This window comes from Thiobacillus sp. SCN 63-57 (assembly GCF_001725555.1).
GTDB lineage: Bacteria > Pseudomonadota > Gammaproteobacteria > Burkholderiales > Thiobacillaceae > Thiobacillus.
This window is the reverse complement of sequence record NZ_MEGP01000020.1, coordinates 87,500-113,072: the sequence shown is the minus strand read 5'-3', so window position 1 is coordinate 113,072 and position 25,573 is coordinate 87,500. Positions and strand designations below refer to the sequence as shown.

The 25,573-nt window shown below is 64.3% G+C and carries 26 protein-coding genes and 1 riboswitch; of the genes, 20 read left to right on the top strand and 6 right to left on the bottom strand.

What is annotated here, in order from left to right:
• Nucleotides 1-2 precede the first annotated feature (2 nt).
• Together ABT23_RS09185 and ahcY are read right to left on the bottom strand one after the other, a co-directional pair.
• Complete coding sequence (locus tag ABT23_RS09185; protein ID WP_018507252.1) at nt 3-350, bottom strand: phage holin family protein; 348 nt, start codon at nt 348-350, stop codon at nt 3-5.
• A 27-nt stretch (nt 351-377) separates the two neighbouring features.
• A complete protein-coding gene (gene ahcY, locus ABT23_RS09180; RefSeq protein WP_296633997.1) occupies nt 378-1,796 on the bottom strand; it encodes an adenosylhomocysteinase in 1,419 nt (472 codons plus the stop codon).
• Between the two features lie 28 nt (nt 1,797-1,824).
• Nucleotides 1,825-1,895, bottom strand: a riboswitch (S-adenosyl-L-homocysteine riboswitch).
• A 144-nt stretch (nt 1,896-2,039) separates the two neighbouring features.
• On the opposite strand from ahcY, the gene ABT23_RS09175 reads away from it, so the two are divergent.
• Nucleotides 2,040-3,332 (top strand): PEP-CTERM sorting domain-containing protein, encoded by a 1,293-nt coding sequence (locus ABT23_RS09175; RefSeq protein WP_296633995.1) that lies wholly within the window; start codon nt 2,040-2,042, stop codon nt 3,330-3,332.
• A 77-nt stretch (nt 3,333-3,409) separates the two neighbouring features.
• On the opposite strand, the gene metK is transcribed toward ABT23_RS09175, so the two are convergent.
• Nucleotides 3,410-4,576 (bottom strand): methionine adenosyltransferase, encoded by a 1,167-nt coding sequence (gene metK, locus ABT23_RS09170; RefSeq protein ID WP_296633992.1) that lies wholly within the window; start codon nt 4,574-4,576, stop codon nt 3,410-3,412.
• Nucleotides 4,577-4,795: 219 nt separating this feature from the next.
• Here metK and ABT23_RS09165 point away from each other — a divergent pair, with 219 nt between their 5' ends.
• Genes ABT23_RS09165 through ABT23_RS09130 form a run of 8 tightly spaced genes read left to right on the top strand, consistent with a single transcriptional unit; the run spans nt 4,796 to nt 12,838 of the window.
• Nucleotides 4,796-5,686 (top strand): lysophospholipid acyltransferase family protein, encoded by an 891-nt coding sequence (locus ABT23_RS09165; RefSeq protein WP_296633989.1) that lies wholly within the window; start codon nt 4,796-4,798, stop codon nt 5,684-5,686.
• A complete protein-coding gene (locus ABT23_RS09160) occupies nt 5,683-6,597 on the top strand; it encodes a lipid A biosynthesis acyltransferase (RefSeq protein WP_296633988.1) in 915 nt (304 codons plus the stop codon). Before ABT23_RS09165 ends, ABT23_RS09160 begins: the two co-directional genes overlap by 4 nt.
• On the top strand, nt 6,590-7,087 hold the full coding sequence (locus tag ABT23_RS09155; RefSeq protein ID WP_296633986.1) for a GNAT family N-acetyltransferase: 498 nt from the start codon (nt 6,590-6,592) through the stop codon (nt 7,085-7,087). Before ABT23_RS09160 ends, ABT23_RS09155 begins: the two co-directional genes overlap by 8 nt.
• Nucleotides 7,084-7,503: a CoA-binding protein gene (locus ABT23_RS09150; RefSeq protein WP_296633984.1), complete on the top strand. Its 420-nt coding sequence runs from the start codon at nt 7,084-7,086 to the stop codon at nt 7,501-7,503. The genes ABT23_RS09155 and ABT23_RS09150 overlap by 4 nt, the downstream gene beginning before the upstream one ends.
• A gap of 23 nt (nt 7,504-7,526) precedes the next feature.
• Nucleotides 7,527-8,363, top strand: a complete 837-nt coding sequence (gene dapF / locus ABT23_RS09145) for a diaminopimelate epimerase (RefSeq protein WP_296633979.1) — start codon at nt 7,527-7,529, stop codon at nt 8,361-8,363.
• On the top strand, nt 8,363-9,040 hold the full coding sequence (locus ABT23_RS09140) for a DUF484 family protein (RefSeq protein WP_296633977.1): 678 nt from the start codon (nt 8,363-8,365) through the stop codon (nt 9,038-9,040). The genes dapF and ABT23_RS09140 overlap by 1 nt, the downstream gene beginning before the upstream one ends.
• Entirely contained in the window at nt 9,037-9,927 is an 891-nt protein-coding gene (xerC, locus tag ABT23_RS09135; RefSeq protein WP_296633976.1) for a tyrosine recombinase XerC, read from the top strand. The genes ABT23_RS09140 and xerC overlap by 4 nt, the downstream gene beginning before the upstream one ends.
• A gap of 52 nt (nt 9,928-9,979) precedes the next feature.
• Entirely contained in the window at nt 9,980-12,838 is a 2,859-nt protein-coding gene (locus ABT23_RS09130) for an EAL domain-containing protein (protein ID WP_296633974.1), read from the top strand.
• Nucleotides 12,839-12,890: 52 nt separating this feature from the next.
• Here the strand turns inward: ABT23_RS09130 and ABT23_RS09125 are convergent, their stop codons facing one another.
• Genes ABT23_RS09125 through ABT23_RS09115 form a run of 3 tightly spaced genes read right to left on the bottom strand, consistent with a single transcriptional unit; the run spans nt 12,891 to nt 17,604 of the window.
• The gene (locus ABT23_RS09125) at nt 12,891-13,436 is read right to left on the bottom strand and encodes a hypothetical protein (RefSeq protein ID WP_296633970.1); all 546 of its coding nucleotides are present in this window, start codon (nt 13,434-13,436) and stop codon (nt 12,891-12,893) included.
• A gap of 26 nt (nt 13,437-13,462) precedes the next feature.
• The gene (locus tag ABT23_RS09120; protein ID WP_296633967.1) at nt 13,463-16,531 is read right to left on the bottom strand and encodes an efflux RND transporter permease subunit; all 3,069 of its coding nucleotides are present in this window, start codon (nt 16,529-16,531) and stop codon (nt 13,463-13,465) included.
• Complete coding sequence (locus ABT23_RS09115) at nt 16,528-17,604, bottom strand: efflux RND transporter periplasmic adaptor subunit (RefSeq protein WP_296633964.1); 1,077 nt, start codon at nt 17,602-17,604, stop codon at nt 16,528-16,530. The genes ABT23_RS09120 and ABT23_RS09115 overlap by 4 nt, the downstream gene beginning before the upstream one ends.
• Nucleotides 17,605-17,793: 189 nt before the next feature.
• Between ABT23_RS09115 and dksA the strand changes: the two genes are divergently transcribed.
• The 11 genes from dksA to hslV all read left to right on the top strand — a co-directional run bounded on the left by dksA (nt 17,794) and on the right by hslV (nt 25,540).
• Nucleotides 17,794-18,213, top strand: a complete 420-nt coding sequence (dksA, locus tag ABT23_RS09110; protein WP_296633961.1) for an RNA polymerase-binding protein DksA — start codon at nt 17,794-17,796, stop codon at nt 18,211-18,213.
• An 87-nt stretch (nt 18,214-18,300) separates the two neighbouring features.
• The gene (locus ABT23_RS09105) at nt 18,301-18,732 is read left to right on the top strand and encodes a transcriptional repressor (protein WP_296633956.1); all 432 of its coding nucleotides are present in this window, start codon (nt 18,301-18,303) and stop codon (nt 18,730-18,732) included.
• A gap of 311 nt (nt 18,733-19,043) precedes the next feature.
• The gene (locus ABT23_RS09100) at nt 19,044-20,099 is read left to right on the top strand and encodes a GTP-binding protein (RefSeq protein WP_296633953.1); all 1,056 of its coding nucleotides are present in this window, start codon (nt 19,044-19,046) and stop codon (nt 20,097-20,099) included.
• Complete coding sequence (gene yidD / locus ABT23_RS09095; RefSeq protein ID WP_296633951.1) at nt 20,096-20,335, top strand: membrane protein insertion efficiency factor YidD; 240 nt, start codon at nt 20,096-20,098, stop codon at nt 20,333-20,335. The genes ABT23_RS09100 and yidD overlap by 4 nt, the downstream gene beginning before the upstream one ends.
• A gap of 40 nt (nt 20,336-20,375) precedes the next feature.
• Entirely contained in the window at nt 20,376-20,642 is a 267-nt protein-coding gene (locus ABT23_RS09090) for a hypothetical protein (protein WP_296633948.1), read from the top strand.
• 63 nt (nt 20,643-20,705) lie between these two features.
• Nucleotides 20,706-22,052, top strand: coding sequence for a TonB-dependent receptor (locus tag ABT23_RS09085; protein WP_296633946.1), 1,347 nt, complete (start codon nt 20,706-20,708; stop codon nt 22,050-22,052).
• 11 nt (nt 22,053-22,063) lie between these two features.
• Nucleotides 22,064-22,963, top strand: coding sequence for a zinc ABC transporter substrate-binding protein (locus ABT23_RS09080; protein ID WP_296633943.1), 900 nt, complete (start codon nt 22,064-22,066; stop codon nt 22,961-22,963).
• On the top strand, nt 22,960-23,745 hold the full coding sequence (locus tag ABT23_RS09075; RefSeq protein WP_296633940.1) for a metal ABC transporter permease: 786 nt from the start codon (nt 22,960-22,962) through the stop codon (nt 23,743-23,745). Before ABT23_RS09080 ends, ABT23_RS09075 begins: the two co-directional genes overlap by 4 nt.
• A gap of 24 nt (nt 23,746-23,769) precedes the next feature.
• Nucleotides 23,770-24,681 (top strand): hypothetical protein, encoded by a 912-nt coding sequence (locus tag ABT23_RS09070; RefSeq protein WP_296633937.1) that lies wholly within the window; start codon nt 23,770-23,772, stop codon nt 24,679-24,681.
• Nucleotides 24,603-24,857: an STAS domain-containing protein gene (locus ABT23_RS09065; RefSeq protein ID WP_296634207.1), complete on the top strand. Its 255-nt coding sequence runs from the start codon at nt 24,603-24,605 to the stop codon at nt 24,855-24,857. Before ABT23_RS09070 ends, ABT23_RS09065 begins: the two co-directional genes overlap by 79 nt.
• Before the next feature lie 149 nt (nt 24,858-25,006).
• On the top strand, nt 25,007-25,540 hold the full coding sequence (hslV, locus tag ABT23_RS09060; protein WP_296633935.1) for an ATP-dependent protease subunit HslV: 534 nt from the start codon (nt 25,007-25,009) through the stop codon (nt 25,538-25,540).
• Nucleotides 25,541-25,573: the final 33 nt, after the last annotated feature.

The window sequence follows — 25,573 nt, the reverse complement described above, 5'->3', positions numbered from 1 at the left end:
CTTCAACCTCTGGAATGGGGAATGAGCGCGGACAGCGCCCAGGCGATCACGCCATACAGGATGGCGCCGACCATCGCCGAAACGAAACCCTGCACGTGAAAGCCGGGCAGCAGTGCACTGGCAAGCCAGAACAACAGGCCGTTCAGGATCAGATAGAAGATTCCCAGCGTCAGCACGGTGATCGGCAGCGTGAGCAACGCCAGCACTGGCCGCACCAGCGTATTGATGAAACCCAGCACCAGCGCAGCGGCCAGTGCCGAGCCGAAGCCCGCCACCTGGATGGTGGGCAGCAGATACGTCACCGCCAACAGGGCGACGGCGTTCAGGATCCACAGCAGCAGCAGACGCATGGCGCCCTCCTTTTCAGGCGAAACCGATCAGTAGCGGTAGTGCTCGGCCTTGTAGGGACCAGTCTTGGGCACGCCGATGTAGTCCGCCTGCTGGTCGGTCAGTTCGGTCAGCTGCGCGTTGAGCTTCTTCAGCTGCAGGCGCGCGACCTTCTCGTCGAGGTGCTTGGGCAGGGTGTAGACGCCGACCGGGTATTTTCCGGAGTCGCGTTCCTGCCACAGCTCGATCTGAGCGATGGTCTGGTTGGCGAACGACGACGACATCACATACGAAGGATGGCCGGTGGCGCAGCCGAGGTTCACCAGGCGGCCCTTGGCCAGCAAGATGATGCGCTTGCCGTCCGGGAAGATCACGTGGTCGACCTGCGGCTTGATTTCTTCCCACTGGTATTTCTCGATCGAGGCGACGTCAATTTCATTATCGAAATGCCCGATGTTACAGACGATGGCCTGGTCCTTCATCTTCGCCATGTGATCGTGGTTGATGACGTGGAAGTTGCCGGTGGCGGTGACGAAGATGTCGGCCTTGTCGGCGGCGTATTCCATGGTCACCACGCGGTAGCCTTCCATCGCCGCCTGCAGCGCGCAGATCGGGTCGATCTCGGTCACCCATACCTGGGCGGAAAGTGCGCGCAGCGCCTGCGCGCTGCCCTTGCCGACGTCGCCGTAGCCGGCGACCAGCGCGACCTTGCCCGCCACCATCACGTCAGTCGCGCGCTTGATGCCGTCGACCAGCGATTCGCGGCAACCGTACAGGTTGTCGAACTTCGACTTGGTGACCGAATCGTTGACGTTGATCGCCGGGAACTTGAGTTCGCCGCGCGCGTGCATCTGGTACAGGCGGTGCACGCCGGTGGTGGTCTCCTCGGTGACCCCCTTCACGGCAGCGAGGCGCACCGAATACCAGGTGGGATCGGTCGCCAGTTTGGCCTTGATCGCGGCGTAGAGCACCTGTTCTTCCTCGCTGGTCGGCTTGGCGATCACCGAGATGTCTTTTTCAGCACGCGCACCCAGATGCAGCAGCAGCGTCGCGTCACCGCCGTCGTCGAGGATCATGTTCGAGTAGCCGCCGTCGGTCCACTCGAAGATGCGATGGGTGTAGTCCCAGTAGTCGGTCAGCGATTCGCCCTTGACCGCGAACACCGGGATGCCGTCGGCGGCGATGGCGGCGGCGGCGTGATCCTGGGTCGAGAAGATGTTGCACGACGCCCAGCGCACTTCGGCGCCGAGCGCGGTCAGCGTCTCGATCAGCACGGCGGTCTGGATGGTCATGTGCAGCGAACCGGTGATGCGCGCGCCCTTGAGCGGCTGGGCAGCGGAAAACTCCTCGCGGATGGCCATCAGGCCCGGCATTTCGGTTTCGGCGATGCGAATTTCCTTGCGGCCCCAGTCGGCGAGCCCCAAGTCAGCAATTACATAGTCGGCGGTGGAATCGAGTGCGGCGTTCATCACGCCCTCCTTTCTGTTCACAAAAAAGAAAACGTGAGCGCCGTTGAAAGGAAGCGTCCTGAGCCTGGCGGGTGAACCGTCGCAGCGCTCCTCAGAACCGAGGCGGCATTCTAACTCGGGAAGCGCCAAACGCGGAATATGTCGGCATTCTTTACATCCAACTTGCTTGTACTTACGCATCGACAGCCCAAGCCATTGTTTTTATTAATCGACAATGGATGGCTGCATCAACAGGAACATATATTGCGTACCAGCGCCAAGGTCGCGTTTGCAGGCCAACGCGAGCGCTTCGGCCGGACAAATCGAGAAAAACAAACGAGGGGAAATATGAAATACATCACAAGAACGCTGGCAGGGATTGCTTTGAGTTTCTGCATGGCAAATAGCGTGGTGCGGGCGGCAGAAATCCAGAGTATGACCATCCAGGAAATTAGCACCATGTCAGGGGGAATTGGAACTTCTGCAGATGACGCGATTGTAATAGGCGGCATGGCGTACGGAGCGGGCTGGTTTAATGGCACTGACCTAGCAGGCAATCCCATGTTAAGCGCCAACCAGCATTTTTATAGCGCAGGCAGCGCCGATGGCGCACTGCTCATGGGTGTACAACAAGCTAATAATGCATTTGCTGTCGCAACAATCAGCGGTTACAACCTAAACACACTGCCTAGCGCTCCGTCGGGCGCGATCGATGGCGGCGTCATGTCGCTCAGCATGCCCGGGATGACGATTGAGGCTCAAGGTATGTCAATCAATGCGGCCCCGCAAAGTCTGGCGACCAGTGTTTCAAGAATCAGTGCAAACCGATATTTCTACACGGCAGACTGGACACACGTTGCCAACAACGACGTGAGCTCGCTGAGCAACGGCACCGTAATTCCGCAGGCAAATGGCTACACATGGCAGATGCACATGGAAGGGGTAGCCAGCCTCGTTCCCACCATAACGCCCGGTAACAAGACAATTATCGGTATGTCCATTGAAGAGATTGGAGATCGGTCTGGCGGATTCAGCAACTCGGCACTTCACACTGGGGGTGGAAATGCTTATTTGGGTACACAGACTGGCACGCCTTATAGCTTTGTGAGCGCGGGTAGCGCTGATGGTCAAATTCTGATGGGCGCTACCCAAGATGTCGGAGACTTTACGCTTGGCGGCATGCTTTCTGGCAGTGCAGCACTGCCAAATACCCGTTACGGCGCGCCTATGGGCACCGTCAAGGACGGAACGCAACTTGAGATTGATTTATCGGGCTGGGGGCTCGACTGGAAGGGGACTCAGTTCGTCCTGCCGCCCGACGCAGGCACCCTGGTGACCGCTGTCGAGGAAATTGATGAGAACCACTATTTCTACACGATCGACTGGTCGCACCTGATCACATCCGATGAAAACAGCCAGTACGCAAACCTGAACACATTCTGGCACCTGGAAGGCGTCCTGATAACTGCTGTTCCCGAGGCTGAAACCTACGCGATGATGCTAACCGGCCTAGGGCTGGTCGGCTTGATGGCATATCGCCGCCGCAAACTGGTTTAACCTGCAACCCGCATCAACGAAAAGAGCCGGTCAAACCGGCTTTTTTCGTTTCCGAATCGCGCAGCGTAACGAACCGCTCAAATCCCCGCAGCTGCCTTCAACGCCGCCGCCTTGTCCGTCACCTCCCAGGTGAAATCCGGCTCGTCGCGACCGAAGTGGCCGTAGCTCGCGGTGCGCGTGTAAATCGGACGCAGCAGGTCGAGCATGGCGACGATACCCTTGGGACGCAGGTCGAAGTGGGCATGGATCAGTTCGACGATCTTCGCTTCCGGGATCTTGCCGGTGCCGAAGGTGTCGACCATCAGCGAGGTGGGCTTGGCCACACCAATCGCGTAGCTCACCTGCACCATGCACTTGTCAGCCAAGCCGGCGGCAACGATGTTCTTCGCCACGTAGCGCCCGGCGTAGGCGGCGGAGCGATCGACCTTGGACGGATCCTTGCCGGAAAAGGCGCCGCCACCGTGCGGGGCCGCACCGCCGTAGGTGTCGACGATGATCTTGCGGCCGGTGAGGCCGGCGTCGCCCATCGGGCCGCCGACGACGAAACGGCCGGTCGGGTTGACCAGATAGCGCGTGTCGGCGGAGAGCATCTCCTTCGGCAGCACCGGCTTGATGACTTCCTCGATGACGGCTTCGGACAGTTGGGCGTGCGAGACTTCGGGGTGATGCTGGGTCGACAGCACGACGGTATCGATGGAGTGAGGCTTGCCGTCGACGTAGCGGATCGACACCTGCGATTTGGCGTCCGGGCGCAACCACGGCAGGCGGCCATCCTTGCGCAGTTCGGACTGGCGCTCGGTGAGACGGTGCGCGAGGTAGATCGGCATCGGCATCAGGACCGGCGTTTCGCTGCAGGCGTAGCCGAACATCAGGCCCTGGTCGCCGGCGCCCTGGTCGAGATAATCGTCGTGCGCGCGATCCACGCCCTGCGCGATGTCGGGCGACTGTTTGCCGACGGTGACCAGCACCGAGCAGGTGTTGTAGTCGAAGCCGATGTCGGACGAGTCGTAGCCGATGCGCTTGATGGTCTGGCGCGCGATCTGGTTGTAGTCGATGACCGCCGAGGTGGTGATTTCGCCGGCGATGACGCACAGGCCGGTGGTCAGCAGCGTCTCGCACGCCACGCGCGCATGTTTGTCCTGGGTTAGAATCGCGTCGAGTACCGCATCCGACACTTGATCCGCCATCTTGTCCGGATGCCCTTCAGACACCGACTCAGACGTAAAAATGAAATCCTTCTGCATGACAGCTCCTGTTGTCCCGGTTACCGACTGCGTAACCGGCTCGGGGGACAAACGAAGCGGCGACGCTTTAGCTGTATTTGTATCCCGCCCGCAAGTTGTCAAGATTAACGCGGCGGCTCGAACAGATGCATTGTGCCCCGCACCGTCCTTCAGCGTCAATTCCCCCTGCAATACCCCGATCCCCTATGGGCTCTTGCACCCTTTAGGATGGAAGTCCGTGTGGGATCGCATGTCCGCATGATGTTCCTGTTCAAGCTGCTGGCCCGCCTGCCGCTGCCGTTGCTGCACGCGTTGGGCATCGCCCTGGGCTGGCTCGTCTACTGGGCGCCGGGGCGCCATTCCGGACGTATGCGCAACAACCTGTTCGACAGCGGACTCTGCGCGCCTGGACGCGACTGCAGGCGCTTGCTGCGCCAGACCATCGGCGAGTCCGGCAAGGCCATCGTCGAACTGCTGCCGGTATGGCTGCGCCCGTACGACAAGGTCGTGAAACTGGTCAGGGGAACCAGCGGCTGGGCGCATATCGACGACGCCCGCGCAGCGGGCAAGGGCATCATCCTGATCGGCCCGCATGTCGGCTGTTTCGAAATCATCAACCTGTATTACGCGTCGCTGCATCCGTTCACGGCCATGTACAAGCCGCCACGCAAGCCGGTGCTGGCAGCCCTGATGCTGGCCGGCCGCCAGCGCGGCCAGGCGACGCTGGTGCCGACCGACCTGTCGGGCGTACGTGCCCAGCTGGCGGCGCTGAAGCGCCGTGAGGCGATCGGCATCCTGCCCGACCAGGTCGCCACCGGAGGCGATGGCGTGTGGGCGCCCTTCTTCGGGCGCCCGGCCTATACGCCCACGCTGGTCGCCAGCCTGCAGCGCAAGACCAGCGCAGCAGCGTTCTTCGTTGCGGCCGAGCGCCTGAGCTGGGGACGCGGCTACCATATCCACGTCTTTCCACTGGACACCCCGCTGCCTGAAGACAAGACCGCTGCTGCCACCCTGATCAACCGGGGCGTGGAAGACATCGTGCGACGCTTTCCGGCACAGTATCTGTGGAGCTACAACCGCCACAAGCGTCCGGGCGGCGCACCCGACCCCTTTGACCCCACCGCCGCATGAGCGCCGCCGCGTCCGATACCCTGTGGCGCCCGTCATTGCTGCCGGTCTGGTTCAGCGTCGGCCTGCTGTGGCTGCTGCACTGGCTGCCGCTGCCGCTGCAGGTCGCGCTCGGCAACATCCTGGGCGGGCTGCTGGCGCTACTGCCGGGCAAGCGCCGGCACGTCGTCGCCACCAACCTCGCCCTGTGTTTCCCCGACACCCCCAAACGGGAACGTGATCGCTGGCTACGGCAGACCTATCAGGCCTCCATGCGCGCCGTGCTCGAGCACGGCCTCTTGTGGTGGGGGAGTGAAGCACGTCTGCGACGGCTGGTCCGCATCGATAACCCCGACGCCGTACTGGGCGATGGCAAACGACCCGTGATCTGGCTGGCGCCACATTTCGTCGGGCTGGACATGGGGGGCGTGCGACTCAGCATGGACCGCCAGGTCGCCTCGATGTACGCCCCCTCGAAGAACCCCGCCTCGGACTGGCTGATGCTGCGCGGGCGCTCGCGTTTCCATGCGCCGGTGCTGATCGCCAAGTCGGACGGCATCAAGCCGGTATTGAAGGCGCTGAAGGCCCACCTCCCGTTCTATTACCTGCCGGATCAGGATCAGGGCCGCCTCAATGCGGTATTCGTCCCATTCTTCGGCATCCAGACCGCCACCCTCTCGGCACTGCCGCGGCTGGCCAAGCTCACGGGCGCACAGATCGTGCCCGTCATCACCCGCCAGTTGCCCGGCGGGGCGGGCTACCGTCTGCATTGCTACCCGCCGTGGGACAACTTCCCGAGCGACGACCTGGAAGCCGACGTCGCGCGCATGAATGCCTTCATCGAGGAACGCATCCGCGAAATGCCGCCGCAATATCTGTGGCTGCACCGCCGCTTCAAGACGCGCCCTGAAGGCGAGACCAGCCTGTATGGATGACACGCGCCTGCACCGCCTGACGCCGCAGGAGATCGACGCCGTCTGTGCGCTGGCACGCACGGTCTGGCAGGCCACCTACCCGGCGCTGATCTCGCAAGCCCAGATCGATGCCATGCTGGCCGACCGCTACGCCGCCGACCGCATACGTTCTCAACTCGACGACCCGGATCACGCCTGGTGGGTTGCACGACAAGGCCAGGCAACCGTGGGATTCGCCCACGCAGTGCGCGACGGCGTGCGCTGCAAACTCGACAAGCTGTACGTGGATCCCGACCACCAGCGCCAAGGCGTCGGAGCGACGCTGCTGCTGGCCGTCCGGGAATGGGCACGCCAGGGGCAGGGGCGCCGTCTGTGGCTGCAGGTGAATCGCGGCAACACGCAGGCCGTCGCCGCTTATCTTAAATACGGGTTCGGGATCACCGAGTCGCGCGTGTTCGACATCGGGCATGGCTTCGTGATGGACGATCACGTCATGGAGTTGCCTTTATGAACTTTGCCAACCCCGACGACGCCAACTTGCGCACCCTGCTCGACCACGTCAGGACCATCGCGGTCGTCGGTTTGTCGCCACAGCCCGCACGTCCGAGCTACCGGGTGGCGCAGGCGATGCAGCGTTACGGCTACCGCATCGTCCCGGTGCGACCGCTGGTCGAGGAGGTACTGGGCGAAAAGGCGTATGCCCGCCTTGCCGACATCCCGTTCACGGTCGACCTGGTCGACGTGTTTCGCGCCGCCGAGCATGTGCCCGCTATCGTCGAACAGTGCCTGGCGCTACACTTGCCCGCTATATGGTTCCAGGAAGGGATCGTTCATGACGCCGCCGCATTGCGCGCGCAGGCGGGCGGCATGAACGTGGTCATGGACCGCTGCCTGCTCAAGGAATACGTCAGACTCAAAACCGAATGAATACCACAGGCACAAGTACCCAAATGGGCACACGACTGAAATTCACCAAAATGCATGGCCTCGGCAACGACTTCGTCGTCTTCGACGGCATCGGCCAGATCGTCGCGCTCACCACCGAGCAATGTCGCCGCATTGCCGACCGCCACTTCGGCATCGGCTGCGACCAGATCCTGCTGGTCGAGAAACCCACGCGCGACGACGTCGATTTCCGCTACCGTATCTTCAATGCCGACGGCGGCGAGGTGGAGCAATGCGGCAACGGCGCGCGCTGCTTCGTGCGCTTCGTGCACGACAAGGGGCTGACCGACAAGACGGCGATCCGCGTGGAAACCGCGTCCGGCGTGATCGAGCCGCGCCTGTTGGCCAATGGCCAGGTCACGGTCGACATGGGCGCGCCGCGCTTCGCGCCCGCCGACATTCCGTTTGCCGCCGACACCGAGGCGATGACGTATGCGCTCAAGGTCGGCCAGCACGTCATCGAGGTCGCCGCCCTGTCGATGGGCAACCCGCACGCGGTGCTGCGGGTGAACGATCTCGACAGCGCGCCAGTGGACATCCTCGGCGCCGCCATCGAATCGCATTCGCGCTTTCCGCAGCGCGTCAACGCCGGCTTCATGCAGGTGCTGACCCCGCACGACATCCGCCTGCGCGTATATGAACGCGGCGCCGGCGAGACGCTGGCCTGCGGCACCGGCGCCTGCGCCGCGGCCGTCGCGGGAATCCGCCAGGACTGGCTGAAAAGCCCGGTCAGCGTGCATACCCGCGGCGGCGACCTCATCATCGAATGGGCGGGACAGGGCCAGCCGGTCACCATGACCGGCCCGGCCGAAACAGTATTTGAAGGGGAGATCGAACTTTAATGGACATGCAGCCCACCGACCTGAACGCTCAGGCTATCGCCGAATTCCTGACCCGGCATCCGAATTTCTTCAACGACTTCCCCACCCTGCTGGCGGACCTCCACATCCCGCATCCGCATGGCACCCACGCCGTGTCGATGAGTGAACGCCAGCTGATCGCGATGCGCGACAAGGTGCGGATGCTGGAAAACAAGCTCGCCGAACTGATTCAATTCGGCGAGGAGAACGACGGCATCTCCGACAAGCTCCACGCACTCACCCTTGCCCTGCTGGCGGCGCGTGCGCCGCAGGACGTCCTCGCAGCCTTGAACCTGCACCTGCGGGAAGGCTTCGCGGTACCGCACCATGCGGTGCGCGTATGGAACCTGCCGGCCGACGCCGCGCCTGGCCTCACCGATCCGGTATCGGACGCCGCGCGCGCAGGTATTGAATCGATGGGTCAACCGGTCTGCGGCCCGCTTGCGGTCGACGACGCCAGCGACTGGTTCGGCGAGATCTCGCCGCATCTGCGTGCGTTTGCCTGCATTCCGCTGCGGCCAGTTGCGGCGGCCGCCCCCATCGGGCTGCTCGTGCTGGCTTCCGAGGAAGCCAAGCGTTTCTACGCCGGCATGGGCACGCTCTACCTCGAACGGCTGGGCCAGCTGGTCGGCGCCGCCCTGGTGCGGATGCAGGATTGAACGCAGTCGCCGCCTATCTGCAATCCCTTGCCGCCGAACGGCGGCTGTCTCCGCATACGGTCGCAGCTTATCAACGCGACCTGGCGAATCTTTCCAGCCTGACCGACGGCAAGCCGCTTGAAACGCTCGAGGTAAGCGATATCCGCGGCGCCATCGTCAAGCTGCGTAGCCAGAACCTGGCCGCCACCAGCGTGGCGCGCCAGCTGTCCAGCTGGCGCGGCTTCTATACCTTCGCCTGCCGCCGGCTCGGCTATGCGAACAACCCCTGCACCGGCCTGCGCCCGCCCAAAGCGGCCAAGGCCCTGCCCGAGATCCTGTCGCCCGACGCCTGCACGCAACTGCTCGACGGCGGCCTGCCCGCCGAGTCCGACGATGCCTTGCTGGCACGCGACCGCGCCATGTTCGAGTTGTTCTATTCGTCCGGGCTGCGCCTGTCGGAACTGGTCGGGCTCGATCTCCACGATGTCAATCTGCACGCAGGTGAGGCGCAGGTCACCGGCAAGGGCAACAAAACCCGCGTCGTGCCGGTGGGGCAGCAGGCCCTGGTCGCCATTGCCGCCTGGCTTCCGCACCGGCAGCCCCTGGCGCAGGCCGACACTGCCGCCCTGTTCATCAACCGGCGCGGCACCCGCCTGACGCCCCGCAGCGTGCAGCTGCGGCTCAACCGCTGGGCACGACAGGCCGGCCTGAGCCAGCACATCCACCCGCACCTGCTGCGCCACGCATTTGCCACCCATGTGCTGCAATCGTCGGGCGACCTGCGCGCCGTGCAGGAAATGCTTGGGCACGCCAACATCAGCACCACTCAGGTCTACACCCATCTCGACTGGCAGCACCTGGCCAAGGTCTACGACCAGGCACATCCCCGCGCGCGCAGGAAAAACTGATCCCCTCGCCCCGCATGTAAGTATCCACTTACTCTGAAGCATATGTGCCTGAATGGCTTCAGAAAGCAGACTGGCGGCCGATTCCTTCCGTATGTCTCGCCACCTCTCGCCTCCGCTCGCCCGCTTCGCGCACGCCTTGCGTCCGGCCCGCCTCAGCACACAAGGTCGCGTGCTGGGGGCGGCCCTGCTCGTCATGCTGACGGTGTTCGTGCTGGCCGGGCAACAGGCGCTGTATATCGTCCGCCAGGACGCCGATGCCGCCTTGCGTGTACAGGCCACCGCACAGCTCGCTGCACTGTCGCAGGCCGTCGCGGATCCGGCCATCTGGCAGGATTACCTTGCGGTGCGAACGCGATTGCGGATTCCGATCGACCAGGGGAATTTGCAGCATGTGGAATACGTCGCGCCGGATGGCCGCGTCATCCGCGAACAAGCCAGCCCGCCCACAGTCGACCGCCCCGACTGGTTCGCCCGGCTGACCCGCCTGGCCCTCCCCGTCATGCAGGAAGACCTAATCATCCAAGGTACCTACTACGGTCATCTGCGCATCCAGCCTTCCGCCCACGCGTATGAAGATTTCCTGTGGCATCTCGGGACCCGACTGTTCATTCTGTTCAGTTTCGCGATGGGTCTGCTCGGCTGGCTGATCCATGCCATGCTGCGGATCAACCTGAAGGACCTGACCCGATTGAGCGCAACCGCCCACCAGATCGAGTCCGGGGACTACAGCGTGCGTCTCCCCGTCCGCACCAGCAGTCCGCCCGAGCTGCAGGAATCCACACGCGCCTTCAATTACATGAGCGCGGCCCTGGAACGGCTGCTTACGGATCTCGGCGAACAACAGAAAGCGCTCGACAGCGCGGCCAGCGTGTCCGAATCGGATCTCGCCGGCAACATCACGCTCGCCAACGACCTGTTCTGCATCCTCAGCGGCTACACGCGCGAAGAACTGATCGGCCAGAATCACCGCATCCTCAATTCGGGCTGCCACGCTCCCGCATTTTTTACCCGTCTGTGGAAAACCATCACGAACGGCCGGACCTGGCGCGGGGAGATCTGCAACCGTGCCAAGGATGGACGGTTATTCTGGACTGCCACCACCATCATCCCGATCAAGGGCGACGACGGTCTGCCGCAGAAGTACCTGTCGATCCGCTTCGACATCACGCAGCGCAAGATCGACGAGGCGGCGCTCAGCAACGAGAAAGAGCGCTGGCAGGTCACGCTGCAATCGATCAACGATGCCGTCATCGTCACCAACCCGCACAACCAGGTGACCTACCTCAACCCGGCCGCAGAAAGTCTGCTGGGTATCGCCCTCGAGGATGCGCAGTTGAATTTGTTAAGCGAGATGATCCAGTTCGACCGGGTGAACGGCGACGAGGATGCGCCGGCCTGCTTCCTGTCGTCGACGGCAGCATTGCATGGCCAGACCGGATCGGCCGAATTGCACACCCGCTATGGCCAGCACCTGGCCATCAGCTACAGTTGCGCGCCACTGACCGACCAGGACGGCCTGGGCGCTGTCTACGTGCTGCGCGACGAAACCGAAAAGAAAGAACTGCTCGACAACCTGCGCGAGATGGCCTTCCACGACACGCTGACCACCTTGCCCAATCGGCGTGCGGTGGAAGGACGCCTGGCCCGGGCGCTGCGTACTGCGCGTGATCACGGTCAGCAGCATGCGTTCTGCTACATCGATCTCGACCAGTTCAAGCTGGTAAACGACACCTGCGGCCATTCGGTGGGCGATTCCCTGCTGATGGACATTGCCCAGACCATGAAAGCCGCCCTGCCCGCGCACGCCTATCTGGGCCGTCTGGGTGGAGACGAATTCGGCCTCATCCTGTTCGATACCCGGCCCGACGAGGCCAACCGGATCTGTCGGCAGCTGGTGCAGCGCATCCGCGACTTCCGCTTCGAACACAAGGGACGACGCTTCACGCTGGGTGCCTGCGCCGGCGTCGCCCCGATCACCCAGGCCGCGACCACGGCCGGCGACCTCATGATCCAGGCCGACATGGCGTGCTATCGCGCCAAGTCGGAGGGGAGCGGACGCGTCATGCTGTACGAGGCGGACGAGGTCGGATTCCGTCGCCTGGAAACGGAAATGGGCTGGGCAGCCGATTTCGCCCAGGCACTGGAAGCCAACCAGTTCCTGCCCTATCGCCAGTTGATCCGGCCGACCTCGCGCGGCGGCCAGCCACACTATGAAGTGCTGATCCGCTGGCAGCGCGATGGCGTGGTCGAAGGGCCGGCCAAGCTGCTGCCGGCCCTCGAGCGCTACGGACAGGCGCCCATCCTCGACCGCTGGATGCTGGAAGCGGTGGTGTCCTACCTGGCGGCGCAGCCCGACGACAATGCGGTCTATTTCATCAATCTCTCGGGCAAGACCGTCGCCGACGAGTCCTTCCTCGGCGTGGTCTGCCACATGCTCGATCATTATGGCGTGGAAGGCTCGCGCCTCGGCTTCGAAGTGACGGAAACCGCCGCGGTGGTCAATCTCGGCGACGCGCAGCGTCTGATCCACGGCCTGCGCGAACGCGGTTGCCAGTTCGCACTGGACGATTTCGGGCGCGACGCCTCTTCCTTCTTCTATCTCAAGCATCTGCCCGCCGACTTCCTCAAGATCGACGGCGCCTTCGTGCGCGGCATGCTGGACGACCGGCGCGACCAGGCCATCGTCCGCTCGATCGCCCAGCTGGCAAGCGATTTCGGCATGCATTCGGTGGCCGAGCAAGTGGAAGATGCCAATATGGCGGCGCTGCTCGAAGACATGGGTGTGGATTATCTGCAGGGCTACCACATCCACCGTCCGGAGGCCTTTCCTTACTGGCAGCCGGTCACCAACACGCTGACGGCCACAGGCGGACATGCCGTACGCCCCCCCCATCTGACGCTGATCAAATAGGACCGCGCGGCCGGCACGCACGGCGCAACAATCGATCGCGGAGGCTTCGTCGTTACAGCATCGCCTTCGGCGGGATCAGGGTGATCCAGTCGCCCAGCGCCGCCCGGATTTCACTCAACCTGAGGTGCCGCATCAACAGCGGGTTGCCGGGGACCATCTGGTTCCACGCACAGGTCATGCCACGCAGATTCGGCTGCGCGGGATCGCGCAGCCGGAACTCCGTCTTGTAATAGAGGGGCGTCACGTCGCCGTCATCGTCCACATACCGGGCCTTCATCAGCGGCGACTTCGCCGCTGCATAGAAATCCACATTGCGCGTCACCCGCCATATCTGGAAACGCCCCGGCTTGAGCGTCTGCGGCGTGTCGCGCACCGTATTCAGTTCCACCACGCAATACGGATCGAACTCCTGTACGCCGTTGCGCGGCACGACCTGGCCATACTGCAGACGCACCGTGGCCGAGCCGGGTGGAATCGTCAGGGAATGGTTGAGCTGCGCCAACCATCCTGGGGGATAGGCATAGTAGGGCGAAGCCGGGTCGGGCGATTCAAGGCTGGCACACCCCGCCAGCAGCAATGCGAATACGATCATTTTCATGCTGGTCTCCTTGCATGTTTTGTACCTTAGCCCGGTTTTACCCTAAACCAAGCCGCATACAGGGCAGGCAGAAAAAACAGCGTGAGGAAGGTCGCCGCGATCAGCCCCCCCATGACCGATACGGCCATGGGACCCCAGAAAATCGAGCGCGACAGCGGGATCATCGCCAGCACCGCGGCGGCGGCGGTGAGGCTGATCGGCCGCATGCGCCGCACTGTGGATTCGACGATCGCATCCCACTGCGACAGGCCGCGAGCCACGTCCTGCTGGATCTGGTCGACCAGGATCACCGAATTGCGCATGATCATGCCGGACAGCGAGATGATGCCCAGCAAGGCCACGAAGCCCATCGGCTGGCCGGTCACCAGCAGCGCGACCGCCACGCCGATGATGCCGAGCGGCGCCGTAAGCACCACCAGCAAGGCGCGCGCGAAATTGCCGAGTTGCAGCATCAGCAGTGTCAGCGTGGTGACCACGATCAACGGCCACGAGGCGGCGATGGCGGCATTGGCCTTGGCACTGCTTTCCACCGGTCCCCCTATTTCCAGCCGGAAACCGGGCGGCAGCTGCGCCTTGAATCGGGCCACCTGCGGCGCAATCGATTCGATGATCGTCGCCGGCTGCGTGTTACCCACCGGATCGCCGCGCACCGAGATCGTCGGCAGGCGGTCGCGCCGCCAGATCACGCCGTCCTCGAACACCGGACGGAAGGTGGCGATCTGCCCCAGGGTCACGCTTTGTCCGTCGAAGCTGCCGACCGGCAGCGATTTCAGCACATCGACGTCGCGATGTTCCTTGCGCGGAATGCGCAATTCGACGTCGATCAACTGATCGTCTTCCCGGAACTGGGTAATCGTCGTCCCCGACAACTCCAGCGCCAACAGGCGCCCGACTGCATCCGAGCTGAGGCCGAGCGCCTTGATCTTGTCCTGGTCGAGCTGGACCTTGATCGCCAGCGACTGCTCGTTCCAGTCCAGGTTCACGGCCGTCACCTGCGGCTGGGCCGCGACGATCCTGCGCAGTTTCTCGGCTTCGATCTTGAGCCTCGGGATGTCGGCGCCGGACAATCGGTACTGCACAGGGTAGCCGGCGGGCGGTCCATATTCGAAACGCACGGCACGTCCGCGCACATTGGGGAAGTCGGTCTCGAACAGCCGACGGATACGCGCAAGTTCGCGCTCCCGCGCCGGCACGTCCTTCGCGATCACCACCAGCTGCGCGAAATTGCGGTTGGCCAGCCGCTGGTCCAGCGCCAGCACGAAACGCGGCGCGCCCTGGCCGATGTAGTCGAGCACGTGGGTGACATCCTTGTCCTGCCGCAGCAGGGTTTCGAGCCTGATCGCCTGGGCGCGCGTGGCCTCGATGGATGCGCCTTCCGGCAGCCACATTTCGACCAGGATTTCCAGCCGGTCGGACTGCGGGAAGAACTGTTTCTCGACCCGCTGCATCGCGACGAGTCCGACGACCAGCGCCACCACCGTCAGCGCAATCACGCTGCGCCGATGGGTGAGGCACCCGTTCACCATGGCGCGGAAACGCCGGTAGAACGGCGTGAGATACGCCGCATTCTCGTCCGTCACGTGGCGAGCCGGTTTCAGCAGGACGTGCCCCAGGTAAGGCGTCACCACGACCGCCACCAGCCAGGAGGACAGCAACGCGATCGTCGTCACCGCGAAAATGGCGAAGGTGTATTCGCCGACCATCGACTTGGCCAGCGCGATCGGCAGGAATGCGGTGGCGGTCAACAAGGTACCGGTCAGCATGGGAAACGCGGTCGAATGGAAGGCGTAGGTGGCCGCTTCGAAGCGGTTCCAGCCGGCCTCCAGCTTGTGCGCCATCATTTCCACTGCGATGATGGCGTCATCCACCAGCAGGCCAAGGGCGATGATGAGCGCCCCGGTGGAGATGCGATGCAGGTCGATGTCGAACAGCCACATCGTGGTGAAGGTGATCGCCAGCACCACCGGGATGGACAGCGTCACCACCAGGCCGGCACGCCACTTGAGCGCAAGGAAGGTCACCGCCAGCACAATGGCAACGGCTTCGAAGAAACTCTGCATGAAGAGCCGGACCGCGTGGCTGACAATGCTGGGCTGATCATGGATCCGCTGGATCTCCATGCCCACCGGCAGCGTCTTCTGCAAGTCCGCCATGGCCGCCGCCACGGCACGTCCCATCGCCACCACGTCGCCGCCGTCGGCCAGCGACACCCCGAGCAGCACCGCCGGCTCGCCCTGCGAACGGATTTCGGCGACAGGCGGATCTTCGTAGCGCCGCGTCACGCTGGCGATATCGCCCAGCCGGATGCTGCGCGTGCCGATCCGGATGATCGTTTCGCGCACGCCCTCGACGTCGGAATAAGGCCCCGACACGCGCAGCGGGATCGACAGGGCCTGGTTTTCGATCCGCCCATTCGCCACCACGCCATTCTGCTCCTGCACAGCCTGCATGATCTGCTGCGGCGTGAGGCCAAGCGTGGCGAGCTTTTGCGCAGGAATCTCGACGTAGATTTTTTCCGGGACGATGCCGAACAGCTCGACCTTGCCCACATTGGGCAGGCGGCGGACTTCGCGCTGCGCATCCTCGGCGACGCGGCGCAGATCGGACCGGCTGAAGCCGTCGCCGGTGAAGGCATAGATCGAGCCGAAGGTGTCACCGAACTCGTCATTGAAGAAGGGCCCCTGCACACCAGCCGGTAGCGCTGTCTTCAGATCGCCGATCTTCTTGCGGACCTGATACCAGGCCGCGGCCACGTCGCGCCCGCGCACCGTTTCCTTGAGATTGACGAAAAGTGCCGTCTCGCCCGCCTTGGCGTAGCTCTGCACGTAATCGAGCTCGGGCATTTCCTGCAGCTTCTTCTCGATCCGTTCGGTCAGCTGTTCCGACACTTCCTGCGCGGTCGCCCCTGGCCATTGCGCCTGGATCAGCATGGTCTTGAAGGTGAACGGCGGATCTTCGGCCTGCCCCAACTGAAAATAGGACCGCACACCGACCAGCAGGATCAGCACGATGAAGAAGCGCACCAGTGCCGGATGCTCGATCGCCCAGCGCGACAGGTTGCCGCGCGCGGGCACGAAACGCGGGGCGTCGTTCATGGGCGGCCGGGGTCGGCCAGACGCACCTGCTGGCCGGGCGCCAGCTTGTGCACGCCTGCCGTCACCACCCACTCGCCGGCAGCCAGCCCCGACACGATAGCCGCGCGTTCGCCATTCAATTCGCCGATCTGCACGGTGCGCGCCGCCACTTTGCGGGTCTGGGGATTCACCACCCACACCTGCGGCTTGCCGTCGATCCTGAATAAGGCCGATTGCGCCACCGACAGGCTCGGTCGCAGTTCACTGTCGACCTCGACCGTAGCCGTCATGCCCAGTTTCACGGCCGCATCGGGATGCAGCAGGCTGACGCGGGCGCTGTAGGTACGGCTGCCCGCATCGGCCACCGGCGACACTTCGCGCAGGCGGCCGGCATAGTCCCGCCCTGGTACCGACCACAGGCGGATGCGCAGGTTGTGCGCGGTACGCAATGCATCGAGCGCATTTTCCGGCACGTCGATGCGAACTTCGCGCTCACCGTCGCGCGCCAGCTGCGCCACCGGTTGGCCGGCCGCCACCACCTGCCCCGCCTCGAGCGAAATGGCTGTCACCACGCCGGCATGCGGCGCAGTCAGCCGGGTATAGGCCTGCTGGTTGTCCTGGCGGGCCGCCTCCGCGCGCAACTGGCGCATCTGCGCCGCGGCTGCCTCGGCAGTGGTCCGGCGCCGATCCAGTTCGGCCTGGGAAATGAAATTCTGTGCGCGCAGCTCGGTAAAGCGCTGCAAGTCCTGGCGCGCCAGCCGGGCCTCGGCCTCGGCGGCCGTCAGCTGTGCGTGTGCCGCATGCGACGCCAGCACATAGTCGTTGGGGTCGAGCGTGGCGATGACCTGGCCCGCCCGGACCTGGCTGCCGACGTCCACCTTGCGGGCGTCAACCCGTCCCGCCACGCGAAACGCCAGATCGGTCTCGTAGCGCGCCCGCACCTCCCCCGCGTAGCGCGTGCCTTGCTGGGCGGTGTGCATCCCCACCTGCTCCGCGCGTACCGGACGAATATCCTCGGGCGCCACAGGCGGCGCATCGCGTCCGCACGCAGCCAGCAGGAGCACAAGGACCGTCAAAGGGAGAAAGGCTTTCATGCCCGGATTATCACCCATCGTCACGGGTTCGACCTGTCCGGTCCCCATCGCCCGAGACCACCCGATGACACCGGCAGCCATGACGGAGTTATGATGCGGGTCGCGCATCTGCCACGGCCGGTTCCATTTCGACTGCCCGGGCGCATGCCCGGCCGCATTTTTCAACCATCCTAGACGCCTGGAGTTCCGATGACCGCCTCGTCCAAACCCCTTACCGAAGCCGCCCTGCTGAAGATGCCGGCTTCCGCCTACATGAACGCGGCCCAACTCACGTTTTTTCGCACCCGCCTCGAAACGCTGCGCGACGAGATGCTCAGCAATGCGGCCGACACCGGCGAGCATCTGAAGGAAAACGAGAATTTTGCCGATCCCAACGACCGCGCCACCGTGGAAGAAGAGCACATGCTGGAACAGCGCGTGCGCGACCGTGAGCGCAAGCTGCTGAAAAAGATCAATTCCGCCCTGGCACGCATCGACAGCGGTGAATATGGCTGGTGTCTGGAAACCGGCGACCCCATCGGGCTGCCCCGCCTGCTGGCCCGTCCTACCGCCGAATACTCGATCGAAGCGCAGGAACGCCACGAGAAGAAGGAACGGCTGCACGCCTGATCCACCCCCTTCCTGTGCGAAGGGGTTTTTCAAGGGCCCGAATGCAACTTGGTTGCATTCGGGCCCTGCGTCTCCTAGAATCGCCCCATGAATTCCGGTTCGCACCACGATAAAGCCGTCCAGCTGATCAAGGAATGCGGCGCAAGCGCAACGGCTGCCCGCATCCAGGTGCTGCAATTGCTTCTGGCGGCCAACACGACAGCATCCCACCAGGCCCTGATGCAGGCGGCCACGAACGAAGCACAACCGCTCGACAAGGTCACCTTGTATCGCGTGCTCGACTGGCTGGTCGCGCGAGGCCTGGCGCACAGCGTGACCGGCCAGGATCGTGTACGCCGCTTCGGCGTCGCGCACGTCCACCACGGTCATGCGCATTTCGAATGCGACGCCTGTGGGCGCCTCTTCTGCCTGGCGGACTGCCCGAGCACACAACCTCGAACCCCGCCCGGATTCGAGGCGCGCCATATCGACGTTACCGTACACGGCCGCTGCGCGGAATGCTTACAAGCAAGCGCCTGAATCATGCAACCGTTTCCTGGCTTTAGTCGTCGCCATGCTCGCGTCTGATTCCCTTCTGCCGATCACGCCGCTCACCGGTTTTGGCTCCGGCCGCCGCTGCGCGGCTTCACGTCGTCTGCGCCGACATGAGCCTGTACCGAAACCTGTTGCTCATCCGTTGCCAGGGTCAGTGCCGCCATGAAGCCTGACACACCGCTTCCCGTCACGCCGCTCACCGGTTTTGGCTTCGGCCGCCGCTGCGCGGCTTCACGTCGGCTACGCCGACATGAGCCTGTACCGAAACCTGCGCTCACTCCCGTGAGGACATCCGTGTGATCGCGACGCCCGAGTCCCCCGTCCCAATCACGCTGCTCACCGGTTTTCTGGGCAGCGGCAAGACCACGGTGCTGAATCATCTGGTGCGCACGCTGCCGCGCACGGCCATTCTCATGAACGAGTTCGGCGAAGTCGCGCTCGATCACCAGTTGCTGCAAGAAATGGACGGGCCGATGGCACTGCTGTCGGGCGGCTGCGTGTGCTGCACGATTTCCGGCAGCCTGTCGCCGACGCTGAAAAACTTGTGGATGGCCCGGCAGAAGGGCGACATTCCGGCATTCGAACGCGTCATCATCGAAACCACCGGCATCGCCGACCCGGCCCCCGTGCTTGACAATCTGCTGCACGACAACTGGGTTCGCGCACGCTTTCGTCTCGACGGCGTGGTGACCACGGTCGACGCGCTGTTCGGCATGGGCCAGCTGGACGAACACTTCGAGGCCGTCAAACAGGTGGCGGTGGCTGACCGGCTGCTGCTCACCAAGACCGACCTCGCGCCCGCCGACACGGTCGTCGCCCTGCGCGAACGTCTTGCAACGCTCAACCCGGCGGCCGACATCGTGATCGTGACGCATGGCGAGCTCGACCCCGCCGCGATCCAGAACCTGGGACTGTGGAACGCCGAGACCCGCTCGCTGGAAGTCATGCGCTGGCTGAAGCCGCAGCGCTATCGGCCTGCCAGCGCCAGCCCGCTTGCCGGAAAGGCGCACCCCGAATTGCACGATGCGCGCATCCAGGCGTTTTCGGTGGTGATCGACACCCCGCTCGATCGTTTTGGGCTGCAATCGGCCCTCGGCATGCTCGCCTCGTTTCGCGCCGAGAATCTGCTGCGCTTCAAGGCCATCGTGAACCTGAAGGATGAACCGCTGCCGGTGGTGCTGCATGGCGTGCAGCACGTGCTGTATCCCGAGGTCCGGCTCGACACCTGGCCGGATGACGACCATCGCAGCCGCTTCGTGTTCATCGTGCGCGACCTCGAACCCGAATTCGTCGCCAGGCTCCTGGCCGATTTCTCGGGCGCGGCGTCCAGCCATGCCGGGGCACAACTGTGAATCTCGCGCAAAAATTCCTCGTCGGCGCGATTCGCGTCTACCAGCTGGCACTTTCGCCCTGGCTGGGGCGGCAATGCCGTTACCTGCCCACCTGCTCGGAATACGGCAAGGAAGCCATCGAAAAACACGGCGCGCTCAAAGGCAGCTGGCTGGCCGCGAAACGCATCGGCCGCTGCCGCCCCGGCTGCGATCACGGTTACGACCCGGTCCCGCCCGTCGATCCGCCGAGACGTTAGAATTCGCCCCATGCCGTCGCGCCGCCTGCTCTCCTGGCTCTTGGCCCTGACCCTTCTGTTCGGTCAGGCGGCCGCGTTCGCGCATGCGCTGACCCATTTGCGTACGCACGACACGGGCCTGCCCGACAAGGTCTGCGAAGTCTGCCTCGCGCAGGCCCAACTGGGCACCGCCCTGCCCCCAAGTCTGGTCGTCATGGCGACGCCGCCGGGCACGTACACATATGCGTCCGGCGCTACATTCCAGTGCGCCGATCTTGCCCCCCGCCCTGCGTGCGCCCGCGCGCCCCCCGCTCCGCCCAACGCCTGAGTCTTTTCGAAGCCTGCGCCAACCCTGTGCGCAGGCGTTCATCTCACGTTGACGGAGTCAAACATGTTACGTCCCGCCCTCCTGGCGGCCGCGCTGGCGGCCGCCTGTCCGGCCCATGCCGACGATGCCGATCTCGCCGCCCTGCGCGCCGAAGTCCAGAAAATGAAAACCGATTACGAAACCCGCATCCAGACGCTGGAAGCGCGGCTCGCCCGTGCCGAAGCGACTGCCGCCGCCCCTGCTGCTCAGCCCGCCGTGCCTGTGCAAGACACGGCCAGTTCGGCACCCAGCAATCCAGGTGCCTTCAATCCCGAAACTTCGCTCATCCTGCAGGGCGGCTATGCCCACCTGAAGGACCTTCCCGCACGCCGCATCACGGGCTTCCTGCCTGACGGCACGGCGCCCGGTCCCTCGCGCGGCTTCTCGGTCGACGACAGCGAACTGGTCCTGGCCTCCGATATCGATCCGTATTTCCGGGGCTATTTCAATGCCACGCTGAACGACGGCAGCGTCGGCGTGGAAGAAGCCTGGTTCCAGACCCTGGCGCTGGGCCAGGGCCTGACCGTGAAGGGCGGCCGCTTCCGTTCCGGCATCGGCTACCAGAACGAGCAGCACCCGCACGCCTGGGATTTCGCCACCAATAACCTGATGTATGAAGCGCTGTTCGGCGAAGGCTACGGCAACGACGGCCTGCAGCTTCGGTGGGTGGCGCCGACCGACCTCTTCACCGAACTGGGCGCCGAAATCGGGCGCGGGGCAAACTTCCCCGGCACCGACCGCAATACGAACGGCATCGGCAACTACGCGCTGTATGGCCACATCGGCGGCGATGTGGGCGATTCCCACAGCTGGCGCGGCGGCGTGTCGTATCTGTCGACGCGCGCAGTCGATCGCAGTGGCACGCTCGCCGACTTCGCCGGCAACGACGTGGCCACCGCCTTCACCGGCGACAGCAAGACCTGGCTGGCGGACTTCGTCTGGAAATGGGCACCGCTGGGCAACACCACCGTCCATAACTTCAAGTTCGCCGCCGAGGCGTTCCGGCGTGAAGAAAGCGGCAGCCTGGACTGTACGGGGGGTATGTGCGGGACCAGTCTTGGCGCGTACCAGGCCACCCAGTACGGCGGCTACGCGCAAGGCGTATACCAGTTCATGCCGCGCTGGCGCGCCGGCTACCGCTACGACCTGCTCGATCCCGGTTCGCGGGACTTCGGCCTCAACAACGCCAACCTGCCTCGCAGCAATTACAAACCCACCCGTCATTCGCTGATGGTCGACTACTCGCCCTCGGAATTTTCGCGCTTCCGCCTGCAGTACACGAAAGACAAGGCCACCGAAGGACAGGACGAGAACCAGTGGTACGTGCAGTACATCTTCAGCCTCGGCACGCATGGCGCGCACTCTTTTTAAAGGAACTCCCGATGAAAGCATTCCGTTTATTCGTCTTCCTCGTCGCGGCCTGGCCGATCTTCGCCCATGCCGCGCTCAATGTCTTTGCCTGCGAGCCTGAATGGGGCGCACTGGCCACCGAACTCGGCGGCGACGCCGTCAAGGTCTATACCGCCACCACGGCCTTCCAGGACCCGCACCACATCGAGGCGCGCCCCAGCCTGATCGCGCAGATGCGGCGCGCCGATCTGGCGGTCTGTACGGGTGCCGAACTCGAGATCGGCTGGCTGCCAGTGCTGCTGCGGCAGGCCGGCAACGCCGCGATCCAGCCGGGCCAGCCGGGCTATTTCGAGGCGGCGCGACAGGTCGCGCTGCTGGAAAAGCCGGCCGTCCTCGACCGCGCCCAGGGCGACATCCACGCTGCGGGCAATCCGCATATCCAGACCGATCCGCGCAACATCGCACGCGTGGCGCAGGTGCTCGGTACACGCCTGGCCGAGATCGATCCGGCCCACGCCGCCGCGTACAAGACGCGGCTGGCGGATTTCAACACGCGCTGGAATGCGGCAATGGCCCGCTGGCAGGCGCAGGCTGCCCCGCTGAAGGGCATGCCCATCGCCGTGCAGCACGAGGGCTTCCCCTATCTGGAGAACTGGCTGGGGCTGAAACAAGTGGCCGTACTGGAACCCAAACCTGGTGTCGCACCGTCGATCGGCCATCTGGCCGAAATCGTCGCGCAACTGAAAACCACGCCCGCCAAGGTCGTCATCCGGGCCGCCTACCAGGACCCGCGCCCGTCGGAATGGCTGGCCGAGCACGCCGGCATCCCGGCCGTCGCGATGCCGTTCACCGTCGGCGGATCGGACCGGGCCAAGGATCTCTTTGGCCTGTTCGACGACAGCGTCGCGCAATTGCTGAAGGTCGCACGATGAACTGGGCCGCACTCGACCCGGGGCTGCTCGGCTGGCCGTTCGTCGCCGGTCTGCTCGTTCTTGCCACGCATGTCCCGCTGGGGCGGCGGGTCCTGGCGCGCGGAATCATCTTCCTCGATCTCGCCATTGCCCAGATCGCCGTGCTCGGTGTCATTGCCGCCCATACCCTGGGCTGGGAAACCCAGGGCTGGCAGACCCAGCTGGCGGCGGCGGCGGCGGCACTGGCCGGCGCCGCGTTTCTGGCGTGGTGCGAATCGCGCTGGCCCGATATCCAGGAAGCGCTGATCGGCTCATCTTTCGCCGTCGCGGCGAGCCTGGCCGTGCTGCTGCTGTCGGGCGATCCGCATGGCGGAGAGCACCTGAACGAGCTGCTGGCCGGACAGATCCTCTGGGTCGGGCCGTCCCAGCTGGCCCAGATCGCGGTGGTCTACGCGTTGCTGCTCGGTTTCTGGCGGCTGCGGGGCATCCGACTCGGACGGATGGGCTTTTACCTGATCTTTGCGCTCGCCATCACCGCCTCGGTACAGCTCGTCGGTGTCTACCTGGTATTTGCCAGCCTGATCCTGCCCGCGCTGGCAGTACGCGGCTGGCCGCCGCGGGCGGGATTGCTGATCGGCTGGGGACTCGGCGCGCTGGCCTACGCAGCCGGACTGGCGGCGTCGGCGCTCTTCGACTGGCCTGCCGGTCCGGCGATCGTCATGGCACTTGCCGCGGTTGCCTTGCTTGGCGGCGGGTTATTGCGGTTGCCGGGACGGGGCGACAGCGCTAGTATCCATCACTGACTCTGACCCGCGCACGCATACTCTGTGGCTCTTCCGTTTTTCAAAAAAGGCAAGGACAAGGCGCCCCCGCCCAAGCAGGCGCCTGTCTCCGCACCTGTCGAATCCCTTCCCACCGAAACCTTGCTGACCATGGACATGGGGGCCAGCGGCATCGTGGTGGAGGAATCCAGCGGTGCGCCCCAGTCGGCGGTAGACGAAGCGGCCATCATGTATGCCAGCGGCCAGACCGACATGGCGGAGCGTCTGCTGAAGGACATCCTGGGCGGCGGCGATCGCCGCGCCTGGCACATGCTGTTCGATCTTTATTGCATCCAGCGCCGCGAGAAGGAATTCGAACAACTGGCGCTCGATTATGCGATGCGCTTCGAAACCTCACCCCCTGTCTGGCAGAAAATGGGGAGCAACGGCGGCGCCGGCGCGCCTCAGCAGGCCGAGGCGGCCAGCCTGGAGTTGCCGGGACTGCTCGACAAGAAAGCTGCGGCCAGCCTGCGCGAAGGCATCGCCGGGACCGACAAGAAAGCCGTGGTGCGGATCGATTTCTCCCGCATCGAGATGGTCGACGAAAACGGGGCGGACGAATGCGCCAAGATATTGAGCGCGGCCCGCAAAGCCAAGCGCAAACTCCAGGTCAGCGGCGTCGACCGCCTGATCGCCCTGCTGCAGGATCTCAATCGCGCCACCCACAGCCGCGCCGTGCACTGGCTGCTGCTGCTCGAGCTCTACCAGATACTCGGCCAGCAGGACAATTTCGAAGACCTGGCCGTCGACTACGCCGTCCGCTTCGAGGTCTCGCCGCCCTCCTGGAGCGAAGTACAGGCAGCCGAGGTGGTCCAGACCAAACCCGCCGAACCGGCGAGATCACCCCGGCCAACGACAGCGCCCTGCAGCAGTTCGGCAGCTATGCCGCCACGCATAACGACGTGCTGGTCGACCTGACCCAGGTGACCCGGGTCGACTACGGCAGCGTCAGCCAGTTCATCAGCGTGCTGATGCAATGCCTGGGCAGCGGCAAGGCCATCACCTTGCGCGGCCACAATGCACTCATCCATGAACTTTTCCGCGTCATGGGCATCGATCAGCTGGCGCAACTGATTCCGCACCATCCGGACTGACCCCCTTCCGCCGGTGCAGGCTGTCGACCCCTGCCCACGTATAATTTCCGACACTTGAACCGAGCCGCGAAAGACGCCATCCCGGACAGCCCTATCCATCCGCTTGCGTCTTCCTCGGTTCACCGTCTTTTTCAGGAAGCTTCCCGCACATGGAACAGTATCGCGGCACCACCATCCTCTCCGTTCGCCGGGGCGCCGACGTCGCCCTCGGTGGCGACGGCCAGGTCACGCTTGGCAACATCGTCATCAAATCCACCGCACGCAAGATACGGCGGCTATACCAGGACAAAGTCCTGGCCGGGTTCGCCGGCGGCACCGCCGATGCCTTCACCCTCTTCGAGCGTTTCGAGGCCAAGCTCGACAAGCATTCCGGGCACCTGCTGCGCAGTGCGGTCGAGCTCGCCAAGGACTGGCGCACCGACCGCATGCTGCGCCGGCTGGAGGCCATGCTGGCGGTGGCCGACCGCGAGCACTCGCTCATCATCACCGGCAACGGCGACGTGCTGGAGCCCGAACTCGGCATCGCCGCCATCGGTTCCGGCGGCGCCTTCGCCCAGTCCGCCGCAGTGGCGCTGCTGCAGAACACCGACCTGCCCCCGCTTGAAATCGTCAAAAAGAGCCTCACCATAGCGGGCGACATCTGCATTTATTCGAACCAGAATCACGTGATTGAGACCCTGTGAGCCCGATTTCCGCTCACCGTTCACCGCTAACCG